The 15,020-nt window shown below is 62.7% G+C and carries 10 protein-coding genes and 1 pseudogene; 9 read left to right on the top strand and 2 right to left on the bottom strand.

The features are described from left to right. Positions 1 to 109 precede the first annotated feature (109 nt). The 9 genes from HX898_RS17555 to HX898_RS17515 all read left to right on the top strand — a co-directional run bounded on the left by HX898_RS17555 (position 110) and on the right by HX898_RS17515 (position 13,250). Entirely contained in the window at positions 110 to 1,999 is a 1,890-nt protein-coding gene (locus HX898_RS17555; protein ID WP_180195249.1) for an ABC transporter ATP-binding protein, read from the top strand. Next, positions 1,999 to 3,906 carry an ABC transporter substrate-binding protein gene (locus HX898_RS17550; RefSeq protein ID WP_180195248.1) on the top strand — a complete coding sequence of 636 codons (1,908 nt, stop codon included), beginning with the start codon at positions 1,999 to 2,001 and terminating at the stop codon, positions 3,904 to 3,906. Before HX898_RS17555 ends, HX898_RS17550 begins: the two co-directional genes overlap by 1 nt. 3 nt (positions 3,907 to 3,909) lie before the next feature. Next, positions 3,910 to 4,908: an ABC transporter permease gene (locus HX898_RS17545; protein WP_003548391.1), complete on the top strand. Its 999-nt coding sequence runs from the start codon at positions 3,910 to 3,912 to the stop codon at positions 4,906 to 4,908. Further along, positions 4,908 to 6,080 carry an ABC transporter permease gene (locus HX898_RS17540; RefSeq protein WP_164067319.1) on the top strand — a complete coding sequence of 391 codons (1,173 nt, stop codon included), beginning with the start codon at positions 4,908 to 4,910 and terminating at the stop codon, positions 6,078 to 6,080. Before HX898_RS17545 ends, HX898_RS17540 begins: the two co-directional genes overlap by 1 nt. Positions 6,081 to 6,176: 96 nt before the next feature. Continuing rightward, positions 6,177 to 7,385, top strand: coding sequence for a glycosyltransferase family protein (locus tag HX898_RS17535; RefSeq protein ID WP_164048236.1), 1,209 nt, complete (start codon positions 6,177 to 6,179; stop codon positions 7,383 to 7,385). 9 nt (positions 7,386 to 7,394) lie between these two features. Then, entirely contained in the window at positions 7,395 to 8,642 is a 1,248-nt protein-coding gene (locus tag HX898_RS17530) for a glycosyltransferase (RefSeq protein ID WP_180195247.1), read from the top strand. Further along, on the top strand, positions 8,624 to 9,784 hold the full coding sequence (locus tag HX898_RS17525; protein ID WP_180195246.1) for a glycosyltransferase: 1,161 nt from the start codon (positions 8,624 to 8,626) through the stop codon (positions 9,782 to 9,784). The genes HX898_RS17530 and HX898_RS17525 overlap by 19 nt, the downstream gene beginning before the upstream one ends. Positions 9,785 to 9,966: 182 nt before the next feature. Beyond that, the gene (locus HX898_RS17520) at positions 9,967 to 12,681 is read left to right on the top strand and encodes an ABC transporter transmembrane domain-containing protein (RefSeq protein ID WP_138331567.1); all 2,715 of its coding nucleotides are present in this window, start codon (positions 9,967 to 9,969) and stop codon (positions 12,679 to 12,681) included. A 101-nt stretch (positions 12,682 to 12,782) separates the two neighbouring features. Beyond that, positions 12,783 to 13,250, top strand: a complete 468-nt coding sequence (locus tag HX898_RS17515; RefSeq protein ID WP_029872144.1) for a cyclic nucleotide-binding domain-containing protein — start codon at positions 12,783 to 12,785, stop codon at positions 13,248 to 13,250. 35 nt (positions 13,251 to 13,285) lie between these two features. Here HX898_RS17515 and HX898_RS17510 read toward each other — a convergent pair. Both HX898_RS17510 and HX898_RS17505 read right to left on the bottom strand, forming a co-directional pair. After that, positions 13,286 to 13,480 (bottom strand): annotated as a pseudogene (locus tag HX898_RS17510) (hypothetical protein); the annotation flags it as partial. Between the two features lie 38 nt (positions 13,481 to 13,518). Beyond that, positions 13,519 to 14,850, bottom strand: coding sequence for an MFS transporter (locus HX898_RS17505; RefSeq protein ID WP_180195245.1), 1,332 nt, complete (start codon positions 14,848 to 14,850; stop codon positions 13,519 to 13,521). Between the last annotated feature and the right edge of the window lie 170 nt (positions 14,851 to 15,020).

Below are 15,020 nucleotides of genomic sequence, written 5' to 3'. Positions count from 1 at the left end.
TTCGGCGGGACATGCTGGTTTATCTATGATTGTCATCAGCTAGACACCCTGTTTGCGGTACGATAGTGTGCCTTAACGGGAACATAGAAGACTGGGGAATTTCATTGGTATGGCGTCTGCAGCGGATCTGTTGCGTATTGAAAATCTCGACGTCTCCTTCTCGGTTTTCGGTGACCGGCTACGCGTCGTAAAGCAAGCCAATCTTCGCATTCTTCCGGGCAAGGTCACCGCTCTCGTCGGTGAATCCGGCTCCGGAAAATCGGTGATCAGCCAGTCGATCATGGGCATCCTGCCCAATCCGGCCAAGGCCTCGGGCAGCATCCTGTTCACCGATCCGCTCGACGGCAGCACGACCGATATCCTGTCCTTTCCGCGCGACAGCGAGGAAATGCGCGACCTGCGCGGCCGCCGCATGGCGACGATCTTCCAGGAGCCGATGACCTCGCTCTCGCCGCTGCACACGATCGGCAATCAGATCAGCGAAGTGCTGCTGATCCATACCGAAGCCGACAAGCAGGAAGCCCGTGAAAAGACCGAGGAGATGCTTGGGCTGGTCGGCTTCTCCAATCCACATCGCACCTACGACATGTATCCGTTCGAACTGTCCGGCGGCATGCGCCAGCGCGCGATGATCGCCATGGCGCTGATCTGCAAGCCGGCGCTCTTGATCGCCGACGAGCCGACGACTGCGCTCGACGTGACGATCCAGGCGCAGATCCTCGAACTGCTCCGCGAGCTGCAGGCCAAGCTCGGCATGGCGATGCTGCTCATCACCCACGATCTCGGCATCGTCGCCAACATGGCCGACGAGGTGGTCGTCATCTATCACGGCGAGATCATGGAAGCAGGACCGGTCGAGGATATCTTCCGCAATCCGCAGCATCCCTATCTCAAAGGCCTGATGGCCGCCGTCCCGCATTTCGACATGAAACCCGGCGAGCGGCTGAAAGCGCTGCGGGAGGTAACGGTCAATCTTGAGTCCCTCGTCGGCAAGAAGAAGCCGCTCCAGGCAGAGGCGCCGGGCATCCTGCTTTCCGTCGCCAATCTCTCGAAGACCTACAAGACGCGCAAGCGCAGTTTCTTCGGCAAGCATGAAGCCACCGTCCTGCGCGCCGTCGACGACGTCAGCTTCGACATCCGCCGCGGCGAATGTCTGGGCCTGGTGGGCGAGTCCGGCTGCGGCAAGACGACGCTCAGCAAGATCCTGATGCGCGCCATCACGCCGGACAGCGGCGCAGTGGTGTTCAACGACGGCAAGGAGGTCGTCGACGTCCTCTCCGTCAAAGGCTCAGAATTGCAGGACATGCGGACCAAGATCCAGATGGTGTTCCAGGACCCGGTCTCCTCGCTTTCGCCGCGCATGACGGTGCGCAACATCCTGAGTGAACCGCTAGAAATCCATGACCGCGGCGACAGCGACGAGCGCAAGCGCAAGGTCGAAGGGCTGATGGCGGCAATCGGCCTCGACAAGCGTTATCTCAGCCGTTACCCGCACAGTTTTTCGGGCGGCCAGCGCCAGCGCATCGGTATCGCGCGGGCGCTCGCGCTCGGCCCGAAGCTCGTCATCCTCGACGAGCCGGTCTCGGCGCTTGACGTCTCCGTGCAGGCGCAGATCCTCAACCTGTTGAAGGACCTGCAGAAAGAGCTGGGGCTTACTTATCTGTTCATTTCGCACAATCTCGCCGTCGTCGATTACATGGCCGACCGCATCGCGGTGATGTGCAAGGGCCGCATCGTCGAGATCGCGCCGCGCGAGATCATCCTGCGCGATCCGGTGCACCCCTATACGAAATCGCTGCTCGCCGCCGTCCCCTTCCCCGATCTCGACCGGCCGCTCGATTTCAAGGCGCTCAGGGAAAACGGCGCCGCCGACAAGCAGAACTGGGGCGCGACCTTCACCGCCGAGCATGACGACGCTTCCGAACTTGCCTATGCCGACCTCGGCGACGGCCATCTGGTGCGCGCCCGCAAAGGCGCCGATGCCAAGGAGTTGCGCTGATGGTGACGCGTCGCATTTTTCTCGGCGGCCTCGTCGGCGCGGCGATCGCGCCCGCGGTGCTTCGCGCCGGACCGGTCGGCGAGCCGGAATTCCTGAAGGAGCGGCTGACATCAGGCAGCCTGCCGCCGATGGCGGAGCGCATTCCCGTCCGCCCGCGTATCGTCAATCTGAAGGAGATGGGGCTCGAACCCGGTGCCTACGGCGGCACGGTGCGCACCATCATCGGCAGCCAGCGCGACATCCGCTTCATGACGATCTACGGCTATGCCCGCCTGGTCGGCTACAACAAGCACCTGCAGTTCCAGCCGGACATCCTGGCCGGTTTCCAGTCCGAGGACGACACGGTCTTCACCTTCACACTGCGCGAGGGCCATAAATGGTCCGACGGCCAGCCGTTTACGGCTGACGATTTCCGCTACTGGTGGGAAGACGTCATCCTGAACGACAAGCTGACGCCCGGCGGCGGCGCGCTAGAGCTTCGTCCGCACGGCAGCCTGCCGCGCTTCGAGATGCTCGATCCGCTGACCGTGCGCTACACCTGGGAAAAACCCAACCCGATGTTCCTGCCGACGCTGGCAGGCCCGCAGCCGCTCGTCATCTTCGGCCCTGGTCATTATCTCAAGCAGTTCCACAAGAAATTCCAGCCGGACCAAGCGAAGATGGACGAGCTGATGAAGACCTACCGCGTCAAGAAATGGCAGGATCTGCACATCAAGATGGCGCGTTCCTACCGTCCGGAAAATCCGAACCTGCCGACGCTCGATCCCTGGCGCAATACGACGCCGCTGCCGTCCGAGCAGTTCGTCTTCGAGCGCAACCCGTTCTTCCACCGCATCGACGAGACCGGCAGGCAGCTACCCTATCTCGACCGCTTCATCCTCAACGTCTCCTCCTCATCGATCATCGCCGCCAAGGCGGGGGCAGGCGAAGCCGACCTGCAGGTGACCGGCATCGATTTCAACGACTACACCTTCCTGAAGGAGGCCGAGAAGCGCTTCCCGGTGAAGGTCAATCTCTGGAAGCTCGCGCGCGGCTCGCGCATCACGCTGCTGCCGAACCTCAACTGTGCTGACGAAGTGTGGCGCGGCCTTTTCCGCGACGTCCGCCTGCGCCGCGCTTTGTCGTTGGCGATCGACCGGCACGAGATCAACATGGTCGCCTTCTACGGCCTCGGCACGCCAAGCGCCGATACCGTCCTGCCCGATAGCCCGCTCTTCAAGCAGGAATATGCCGATGCCTTCGTGAAGTTCGATCCCGACGAGGCCAACCGCCTGCTCGACGAACTCGGCTTGACCAAACGCGGTGACGACGGCATTCGGCTGCTGCCGGACGGGCGTCGCGCCGAGATCACCGTCGAGACCGCCGGCGAGAGCAATCTCGACACCGACGTGCTGGAACTGGTGAGAGATCACTGGGCCAATATCGGCCTGGCGCTCTATACCCGGACCTCGCAGCGCGATGTCTTCCGCAATCGCGCCATGAGCGGTTCGATCATGATGTCGATCTGGTACGGCCTCGACAATGGCGTGCCGACGGCCGACATGTCGCCGGCCGGCCTTGCGCCGACACTCGACGATCAGTTGCAATGGCCGCTCTGGGGCATGCATTACCTCTCCGCCGGCCAGGAGGGGGTCGCACCCGACCTGCCGGAGGCAGCCGAGCTGGTCAACCTGCTCAGCCAATGGGGCTCGACGGCGAAATTCGAGGAGCGCCAGGTGATCTGGCACAAGATGCTGTCGCTCTATACGCAGCAGGTATTCTCGATCGGCCTCATCAACAGCACGCTGCAGCCGATCCTTCGCGCTGCCAAGCTGCAGAACCTGCCGGAGAGAGCGCTCTACGGCTTCGATCCCACCTCCTATCTCGGCGTCTACATGCCGGATGCATTCTGGTACAAGGAGGCCTGAGGCGTGCTCAGATACATTCTCTGGCGCATCGCCGCCATGGTGCCGACGCTCTTCGTCATTTCGGCGCTGGTTTTCACGATTATCGAGCTGCCGCCCGGCGACTTCTTCGAGAGCCAGATCGCCGAGCTGCGTGCCTCCGGCGAGACCGCCAACCTCCAGGAAATCGAGGAGATGCGCCAGCAATACGGCTTCGACAAGCCGGAGATCGTGCGTTATTTCTACTGGGTCGGCGGCATGCTGCACGGCGATTTCGGCTATTCCTTCGAATATCAGCTGCCGGTCTCCGACGTGGTCGGCGATCGCCTCTGGCTGACGATGCTCGTCTCCTTCACGACGATCCTGCTCACCTGGCTGATCGCTTTTCCGATCGGCATCTATTCGGCCACGCACCAGTACAGTTGGGGTGATTACGGGCTGACGTTCCTCGGCCTGCTCGGCATCGCCATTCCGAACTTCATGCTGGCGCTGATCCTGATGTATTTCGCCAATATCTGGTTCGGCATCTCCATCGGCCATCTGATGGACCAGCAATATATCTCGGCGCCGATGAGCTGGGAGAAGGCGCGGTCGATCCTCTCTCACCTGTGGATCCCTGTGATCATCGTCGGCACGGCCGGCACGGCCGGCATGATCCGGCGGCTGCGTGCCAACCTGCTCGACGAGATGCAGAAGCAGTATGTCGTCACCGCCCGCGCCAAGGGCCTGCCGCCGCTGAAGGCGCTGGTCAAATATCCGCTGCGCATGGCGCTCAACTTCTTCGTCGCCGATATCGGCTCGATCCTGCCGTCGATCATCTCGGGCGCCGAGATCGTCGCGATCGTGCTGTCGTTGGAGACGACGGGGCCGATGCTCATCAAGGCGCTGCAGAGCCAGGACATGTATCTCGCCGGCTCCTTCCTGATGTTCCTAGCCTTCCTCAATGTCATCGGCGTGCTGATCTCCGACATCGCGCTCGGCTTCCTTGATCCCCGCATCCGTCTGCAAGGCAGGAGCACCAAATAATGTCGCCCCTTCCCGCACCCGGCGCGCCGCTTCCGCATTACGTCTCGACCGCGCCTTTCGATCCGCTTGCGACCGAAAGCATGACGGCGGCGCAATCGCGCATTCATCTCGCCTCGCAGAAGCAGCTGATGTGGTGGAAGTTCAAGCAGCACAAGCTGGCCTTGATCTCCGGCATCTTTCTCGCCGTCGTCTACTTGATGATCCTGATCGTCGAGTTCTTGGCGCCCTACGGCCTGCACACGCGCAATGTCGATTTCATTCACGCGCCGCCGCAACCCATCCACTTCTTCGACAAGGGCAGCTTCGTCGGCCCCTTCGTTTACGGCCGCAGCATGACGCTCGATCTCGACACGCTGCATCGTGTCTATACGGATAGGCCGAACGACGTGCAGCCAATCCGATTCTTCTGCCGCGGCGATGCCTACAAATTCTGGGGCGTTGTTGCCTCGAACTATCATCTCGTCTGCCCGGCGATCGGCGGGCAGATGTTCCTGCTCGGCACCGACCGGCTCGGCCGTGACGTGCTCTCGCGCATCCTCTACGGCGCGCGGATATCGCTGACCATCGGTCTGATCGGCATTTCGATCAGCTTCGTGCTCGGTATCGTCATTGGCGGCCTTGCCGGTTATCGTGGCGGCATTTTCGATCTCATCGTCCAGCGCCTGATCGAGGTGCTGCAATCGCTGCCGAGCCTGCCGCTCTGGATGGCGCTGGCCGCCATCATGCCGGTAACGTGGAGCCCGATCGTCATCTATTTCGGCATCACCGTCATCCTCGGCATCATCGACTGGACGGGGCTCGCGCGTGCCGTGCGCTCCAAACTCCTGGCGCTGCGCGAGGAGGATTATGTCCAGGCCGCACAGCTGATGGGTGCCAGCACGCCACGCATCATCGGCCGGCACCTGGTGCCGGGCTTTATGTCGCATCTCATTGCTTCGGCGACGATTTCGATCCCCGGCATGATCCTTGGAGAGACCGCGCTCTCCTTCCTCGGCCTCGGCCTTCGTCCGCCGATCACCAGCTGGGGCATTCTGCTGACCGAGGCAAAAAGCGTCAGCGTCATCGCCTTCTATCCATGGCTGCTCTATCCGATCATTCCTGTTGTTCTTGTCATTTTGGCGTTCAACTTTCTGGGAGACGGCTTGCGTGATGCGGCAGATCCCTACAAATAGCAGGAAACGCGGCGGCGCATCACGGCACCGCCCCCACCTCTTGGCCTCCGGACGGTGGGGGTACTAACTATGTTGCTGACCCCAGAAGGGATGCCCATGTCCAGACGTCTCGAAGATGCGCGCATCCTCATGTACAGCCACGATACTTTCGGTCTCGGCCATCTGCGCCGCTGTCGCGCCATCGCCCATGCGCTGGTCGAGGATTATCGCGGCCTCAATATTCTGATCATTTCGGGTGCCACGATCGCCGGCGCCTTCGACTACCGCGCCCGTGTCGACTTCGTGAAGATCCCGAGCGTCATCAAGCTCCGCAACGGTGAATATACGTCGCTCGCCAGCCATATCGACCTGCACGAGACGCTGAAGATGCGCGAATCGAGCATTCGCCACACGGCCGAGACCTTCCAGCCCGATATCTTCATCGTCGACAAGGAACCGATGGGACTGAAGGGCGAGGTCGAGGATACGCTTGCCTATCTCAAGGCCCGCGGCACCGTTCTGGTGCTCGGCCTGCGCGAGATCATGGACGCGCCGCATCTGCTCGAGGCCGAGTGGAAGAAAAACAGCATCATGCAGAAGATCGACCAGTATTACGACAGCGTCTGGGTCTACGGTCCGCCGGAATTTTACGATCCGCTGATCGGCCTTGACGTGCCGGCCAGCTTGCGCCGGAAGATGGATTTCGTCGGCTTCCTGCAACGCAGCGTCTCCAGGGGCAAGACGTCGATCAACGCCCGCAAGGATAATTACATCCTCGTCACCACAGGCGGCGGCGGCGACGGCTCCGATCTCGTCCACGACGTCATGAACGCCTACGAGGCCGATCCGACGCTGACGCAGAAGGCGCTCGTGGTGCTCGGGCCCTATATGCCGGCCGCCGAGCGCGCCAAGCTGGTGCAGAAGGGGGAAGCCATTCCCTATATCGAGGTGATCGAGTTCGACAATCACATGGAAGAGCTGATCGACAGCGCCACCGGCGTCGTCGCCATGGGTGGCTACAACACCTATTGCGAGATCCTCTCCTTCGACAAACCGGCCCTCATCGTGCCGCGTGTCAAGCCGCGCGAGGAACAGCTGCTGCGCGCCCAGCGGGCAAGCGAACTCGGCCTCGTCGACATGCTGCTGCCGGAACAGTCGGTCGACCCCACAATCATGGCCGAGGCGCTGAAGCGCCTGCCCTCCCGCCAGCCACCGTCGAAGAGCGGCGGCAATATGCGTCTCGAAGGACTGGACCATATCTCGCAGACCGTCGGCCGGTGGATCGACGGCCGCGGCAGCCACCTTTCCCTCGTCGGCGCGGAATAGGGCACAGCCTTGCCGCCACGCCGCAAGATCCTCGTCGTGCTGAAAGGCTATCCCCGCCTTTCGGAAACCTTCATCGCCCAGGAGCTGCTCGGCCTTGAAAAGGCCGGCTTCAACCTGACGCTGATTTCGATGCGCCGGCCGACCGACAAGAAGCGCCATCCTGTGCATGACGAGATCCGGGCGCGTGTCGTCTATCTGCCTGAATATCTGCACGAGGAGCCGATCCGCGTGCTGAAGGGCCTCATCGCCGGTTTCTCCAAACCCGGCTTCAAGGCGCTGATGAAACGCTTCCTCGCCGACCTCAAGCGCGACATCTCCCGCAACCGCTTCCGCCGTCTCGGCCAGGCGCTGGTGCTGGGCCGCGAATGGCCGGACGAGGGTGAATGGCTGCATGCGCATTTCATCCACACGCCGGCCTCGGTGACGGAATATGCAAGCATCCTCACGGACACGCCCTGGACCTGCTCGGCGCACGCCAAGGACATTTGGACGTCGCCCGACTGGGAGCTGAACGAGAAACTCGGCAGCGCCCGCTGGACCGTCACCTGCACCAGGACGGGCTACGACCATATGCGGACGCTGACGTCACGCAGGGAGGCCGTGCACTTGAGTTACCACGGTCTCGATCTCGCCCGCTTCGGCCATTTTGCCGGCGAGCGTTCGGACCGCACCGGCAGCGACCCCGACGATCCGGCCTTCATCCTCAGCGTCGGCCGCGCCGTCGAGAAGAAGGGTTACGACGTGCTGCTGCACGCGCTGGCGCTGTTGCCCGCCGACCTTCACTGGCGCATGGACCATATCGGCGGCGGCGAGGAGCTTGCGAAACTGAAGGCGCTGGCCACCGAACTCGGCATTTCCGGCCGCATCGTCTGGAAGGGCGCCATGGCGCAGGAAGACGTGCTCGATCATTACCGCCGTGCCGACCTCTTCGCGCTTGCCTGCCGCATCGCCGCCAACGGCGACCGCGACGGCCTGCCGAACGTCCTGGTCGAAGCCTCGAGCCAGCGGCTCGTCTGCCTCTCGACCGAAGTATCCGGCGTGCCGGAGCTCCTGAAGAACGGTGAAAACGGCCTCGTCGTGCCGCCGGAGGACCCGGCACTGCTGGCCAGCGCGCTGGAGGCGGCGATCCGCGACCCGGCGCTGCGCAAGCGCCTCGGCGACGCCGCCGAAAGCCAGGTGCGCGAATATTTCGACTATCACTCCAGCATCAGACAGCTCACCGGCCTGTTCGAGGCCGAATGGCAGAAGCCGTCATGACGGCACCGCGTATTTTCTTCTATGTCCAGCATCTGCTCGGCATCGGCCACATAGCCCGCGCCAGCCGCATCGCCAATGCCTTGGTCAAGGACGATTTTGACGTGACTGTCGTGACCGGCGGCCTGCCGGTGCCGGGCTTTCCCGGCGAAGGCGTGAAGACCGTAGCCTTGCCGGCGGTCGTCGCCAACAATGCCGGTTTCTCCGGCCTCGCCGACGCCGATGGCCGGCCGGCCGGCGAGGATTTCCTCCATGCCCGCCGCCAGCTGCTACTCGATGCCTTCCATGCCGCAAGGCCGGATGTCGTCATCACCGAAGCCTTCCCCTTCGGCCGGCGACAGATGCGCTTCGAACTGCTGCCTTTGCTCGAGGCCATCGACAAGGCCGAACCGCGGCCGAAACTCCTAAGCTCGGTGCGCGACATCCTGCAGGAAAACCGCAAGGCCGGCCGCGACGCGGAGACCGTCACGCTGGTCAAGGACCATTTCGATGCCGTGCTCGTCCACGGCGATCCCGGTTTCGTCAGGCTCGAGGACACCTTCCCGCTGACGTCAGAGATCGCCGACAGGCTGCGCTATACCGGCCTCGTCGCAGCCCCGCCGGCGCCGGAACCCGCCGAAACATTCGACATCATCGCATCGGCGGGCGGTGGCGCGGTCGGCGCCGCGTTGATCGGCGCGGCCAAAGAGGCGGCAACGCTGCTGCCGGACAATCTTCGCTGGCTGCTGGTCGCCGGCCCGAACCTGCCGGAGGCCGATTTCGCCGCGCTGTCTGAGGACGCGGCCCCGAATGTGACGCTGGTGCGTTTCCGCAGGGATTTTCCCTCGCTGCTGCGCGGCGCCAAGGTGTCGATCTCGCAGGCAGGCTACAACACGGTCGGCGATCTCTTGCGCACCGAATGCCGGGCGATCCTCATCCCCTTCGTCGCCGGCGGCGAGACCGAGCAGACGGTGCGCGCCGAACGGCTGCAGGCGCTCGGCCTCGCCGATATCCTGCCGGAAAACGGACTGACGTCGGGCCATGTGAAAGAGGCGGTCGAAAAGGCGCTCGCCGCACAGCCACGGGGGCCGGTCTTGCTCGACCTCGACGGGGCGGAGAAAACCGCCCTCATCATTCGCTCCATGATTGCCGAATCCCTCGCCTAATCCAAAATTCCTGTGATATAAGCAATGTTCCGGCGAGAATCGGCATTTTTGCAGCCGGTCGCTTCGCCTTGTTTTCATTGCGATATCGGCGGTCCGGCTGCATGATCCTGTTCTCAAAATTCCTTCCCGTCCCGGCGCCCGGATCGCGCCCCCGGAATTTCCCAGCAAGCTGACGGTTAGCCATGGAAAAAAGCCTCGCCCGCTACATCTGGAAGAACACGCGGCTGCAGCAGCTGTGGATTCTGGCTGTCGTCGCCGCCTCGATGGTGCCTTACTTCCTGTCCTTCGACCTGCCGAAGCAGATCGTCAACGGACCGATCCAGGGTGACGGCTTCGAAGGTCCGGGCGCGACGCAGACCTTCATGCACATTGCCTACGACCTGCCGCTGATCGGCCATGTCGAGTTCTTCCAGGGGTTGCAGCTCAACCGCTTCCAGATGCTGATGGCCCTCAGCCTGGTGTTTCTGGCGCTGGTGGTGCTGAACGGCCTCTTCAAGTTCTACATCAACACCTATAAGGGCAGGCTCGGCGAGCGCATGCTGCGCCGTATCCGCTTCGAGCTGATCGACCGGGTGCTGCGCTTTCCGCCCATTCACTTCAAGCGGGTGAAATCGGCCGAAATCGCCACCATGATCAAGGACGAGGTGGAGCCCATGGGCGGCTTCACCGGCGATGCCTTCGTCTCCCCTGCGCTTCTCGGCGGCCAGGCGATCACGGCGCTCGCCTTCATCATCGTCCAGAATTTCTGGCTCGGCATGATCGCCGCCGGCATCGTCGGTGTGCAGGCGATCGTCATTCCCCGCATGCGCAAGCGCCTGCTGGATCTCGGCCGCCAGCGGCAGCTGACGGCGCGCGAGCTCTCCGGCCGGGTCGGCGAAATCGTCGAGGGCATCGGCACGATCCACGGCAACGACACATCCAACCTCGAACGCGCCGACATCGCCTCGCGGCTCGGCCGCATCTTCTCGATCCGCTACGACCTTTACCAGTGGAAGTTCCTGGTGAAGTTCATCAACAACTTCCTCGCCCAGGTCACGCCCTTCCTGTTCTATGCGATCGGCGGCTACCTGGCGCTGCAGGGCCGGCTCGACATCGGCCAGCTCGTCGCCGTCATATCAGCCTACAAGGACCTGCCCGGCCCGCTGAAGGAACTGATCGACTGGGACCAGATGCGCCAGGACGTGCAGGTGAAGTATCAGCAGGTCTACGAGCAGTTCAATGTCGAGCCGCTGATCGACAGCCGCATCCAGGAACTCGCAACCGCCCCGGTCGGCGCGCTGACGGGCGCGTTCGTCGTCACCAACCTGTCGCTCTCCGACGACAGCGGCGCCCGCCTCGTCGACCACGTCTCCGTCGAGATCAAGCCGAACGAGACGGTGGCGATCGTCGGGCCGAACGGCAGCGGCGCGGAAGCCTTCGCCGAAGCGCTCGGCCGCATGGTCTGGCCGGACTCCGGCCGCATCACCATCGACGGCCGCGATCTCCTCGACATGCCGGAATCGATCACCGGCCGTCGGATCTCCTATGCCTCGTCCGACACCTTCTTCTTCCACGGCACGCTCGCCAGCAATCTGCTCTACGGCCTGAAACATGCGCCGATGACCGATCCGGTTTACGACGAGCGGGAAGCGCTGGAGTATAAATGGCATTCCGCCGAGGCGGAGAAGGCCGGCAATCCGACGCTCGACCTCAACAGCGACTGGGTGGACTACAAGGCCGCCGGCGCCAGCGGGCCCGAGGACATTCTGAAAGCGATCCGCCCGGTGCTCGACGCCGTCCTGATCTCGCAGGACATCCTCGATCTGGCGCTGCGCTCGACCGTCAACACCGACGTGCATGTGGCGCTCGGCGACCATGTCGTGGCGCTACGCGCCTCGCTTAGGGACCGGCTGCGCGACGAGGGGCTCGACACGATCGTCGTGCCTTTCGATTTCGATGCCTATAACGGCCAGGCGACGGTCGGCGAGAACCTGCTCTTCGGCACGATGAAGCGGCCTTTGATGACCAACCGTAGGCTTGCCGCGCATCCCTATTTCCAGCAGCTCTTCCGTGAGACAGGCCTCAGCACCGATCTCTACGCCATGGGCCTCGAGATCGCCGAGAATGCGGTGGAACTCTTCCACGACCTGCCGCCGGACCATCCATTCTTCCAGCAGCTGACCTTCATGACGGCGGACGACATCCCGACCTATCAGGCGCTGCTGCAGAAGCTGCAAAGCCGCCGCTTCGAGGACGCCACGCCAGAGGAACGTTCGGCCATCATCCGGCTGAGTTTTGCCTATATCGAGCCGCGCCATCGCTTCGGCTTGCTGACCGACGAGCTCATGGACAAGATCGTCAGCGCCCGCAAGCAGTTCCACGAGCATATTCCGGCTGATCTCGCCGAGCTGATCGAGCGCTACGACGCCGAGCGTTTCACCCCGTCGGCAAGCCTGATGGACAATGTGCTCTTCGGCCGTATCGCCTATCAGCAGGCCGACGCCTCCGACCGCATCCGCGGCATCATGGGCGAACTCTTCGATGCGCTCGATCTTTATGACGACGTGCTGTCGATCGGTCTCGAATTCGACGTCGGCTCCGGCGGCAAGCGACTGACCATGGTGCAGCGGCAGAAGCTGAACCTGGCCCGCGCGCTGTTGAAGCGCTCGGACTATTTCATCTTCAATCGGCCGCTGTCGGCGCTTGACCAGCGCCTTCAGGATCAGATCACCCGCAACATCATCGAAGGCCTGCACGAAGAAGGGCATCGGCCGGCGATCATCTGGGTGCTCTCCAATGCCCGGCTGGCAGAGATGTTCGACCGCATCCTCCTCTTCGACCGCGGCGGATTGGCAGAAGCCGGAAACTATCCGGAACTTTCCGAGAAAAACGGGATGTTCAAGGAACTGTTATCGTAATATTCTATAGGGGCGGCGATGGTGGGTGTTCCCGATGGGGACGCCTCGGAGTTTGAAGATGCCTGGTCCTGCGGACCCTGCGTCAGGGGATTGAAACGCTCATGCTGTTGAGAGACGAAGTCGAAATGCTGCGAAGGGTGCCGATCTTTTCAAGGATCGCGCCAGCAAAGCTCAAGCTTTTAGCCTTTACCTCCGATCGCATGACCTACAAGGCCGGGCAGAACCTCTTTCATCAGGGCGATGTCGGTGATGCCGCCTACGTCATCCTCTCGGGTACCGCCGATATCGTCGTCGACTCGCCGGCGGGCGAGATCAAGGTCGCCGACGTCGAACCCAATTCCATCGTCGGCGAAATCGCCATCCTCTGCGATGTCTCGCGCACGGCAACGGTGCGTGCCACCTCACCGCTCGAGGTGCTGCGCATCAGCAAGGAGCACTTCCTGAAGCTGCTCAGCGACTTTCCCGAGATGGCCGTGGAAATCATGCGGGTGCTGGCCGACCGCCTGAACCATACCACGGCGGAACTGACCGCGGCCCGGGCGGCGAAACAACCGCAGATGGCGCAGTAGGATTCAGCTATAGGATTTGGGTGGCCAAACGATCCTCACTTGGCCTCATCCTTGAGCAAGGCAAGCAACTCGGCACGCTCGCGCGCCATCTCTCCCTTAATGACTTCATGCGGGATCCAGACAGCGTTCGGATCATCGGCTTCCCGGATTGCTTCCTCGACCCGTTCGAGAAACCATCCCTCGTATGCCGCCGCCTCGTGAGTTCGCCGCAAAGCCTCTGCACGATCCGGTCCCACTTCTCTCCCGGGCATGGCTTCCTCGCAAAGTCCTATTCGCGCTGCTCCAGCGCCCTGCTGAAGGCAAGTGCTGCCAGCGTGCAGACAGCGCCGGAAAGCAGGTAGTAGCCGACGAAGGTCAGGCCGAAGCGGCTGGAAAGGCTGAGCGCCACCAGTGGCGCGAAACCCGCGCCGATCAACCAGGCCAGATCCGAGGTGAAGGCGGCACCCGTGTAGCGGTAGCCGCGGCCGAAGCGGGACGAGATCGAGCCGGTCGCCTGGCCGAAGGAAAGGCCGAGCACGCCGAAGCCGATGATGACGAAAGCGTCATGGCCGCTGTTGCCGGATGCGATCAGGCTCGGCCCGATAAAGCTGAAGACAGCGATGATGACGGCGCAGATGGCAAGCTGGGCGCGCCGGCCGATACGGTCGGCGATCAGGCCCGAGGCGATGATCGTGAGGATGCCGACTGCGGCGCCGATCACCTGCACCACCATGAAGGCGCCGATCGGCTGGTTGCCATAGAGGCTCATCCAGCCGAGCGGGAAGATGGTGACGAGGTGGAACATGGCAAAACTCGCGAGCGGCACGAAGGCGCCGATCAGGATGTCGCGGCCATGAACGCGCAGCACGTCAAGGATGGGGGCTGCTTCCAGCTCGTGCTGCTCCAGCAGCGTGCCGAACTCCTTGGTCATCACGAGACGCAACCGCGCAAACAGCGCCACGACGTTGATCGCGAAGGCGACGAAGAAGGGATAACGCCAGCCCCAGGAGAGGAAATCCTCACTGGAAAGATTGGCGACGAAATAGCCGAACAGGGTACTGGCCAGCGCAAAACCGATCGGCGCGCCGAGCTGCGGGATCATCGCATACCAGCCGCGGTGCTTGGCCGGCGCGTTGAGCGCGAGCAGCGAGGCAAGGCCGTCCCAGGCGCCGCCAAGCGCGAAGCCCTGGCCAAGACGGAAGAGCGCCAGCAATGCGATCGACCACACGCCGATCTCGTTGTAACCCGGCAGGAAGGCGATCGAGGCCGTGGAGCCGCCGAGCAGGTAAAGCGCGATCGTCAGCTTGGTGCCGCGCCCATACAGCCGGTCGATCGTCATGAAGACGACGGAGCCGACGGGGCGGGCCAGGAAGGCAAGCGAGAAGATGGCGAAGGAATAGAGCGTTCCCGTCAGCCTGTCCGGCGCGAAGGGGAAGACCAGCTGTGGAAACACCAGAACCGAGGCAAGGCCATAGACGAAGAAATCGAAGAATTCCGACATGCGGCCGATCACCACGCCGATGGCGATACTACCCGGCGAAACCGGCTTGTCGTCGTGAATGCGCCGCGCGTCGCGTTCCAGCGACGACGATGACGGTCCGTAATGCGATGTTGTAGCCATGAAACGCCTCCCTCGATGAAGCGCTTTCGCCAAGGCGCCTCAGCCTGATCTTGATCAAACCCGCAGGCTTATCAAGTCCGTAAGACGTAAATAGTTCATCATCACGGCTCAAAATGAGGCCTGGGCGGAAAAAATAGCGTGATTGGCCCGGCGATTTTTCCCGGGAGACG

Origin of the sequence: Rhizobium sp. WYCCWR 11128, from assembly GCF_013416305.1 — a bacterium.
Classification (GTDB): domain Bacteria; phylum Pseudomonadota; class Alphaproteobacteria; order Rhizobiales; family Rhizobiaceae; genus Rhizobium; species Rhizobium indicum.
The sequence above is the reverse complement of the archived record's forward strand: the minus strand, read 5'-3'. Positions and strand labels throughout refer to the sequence as shown.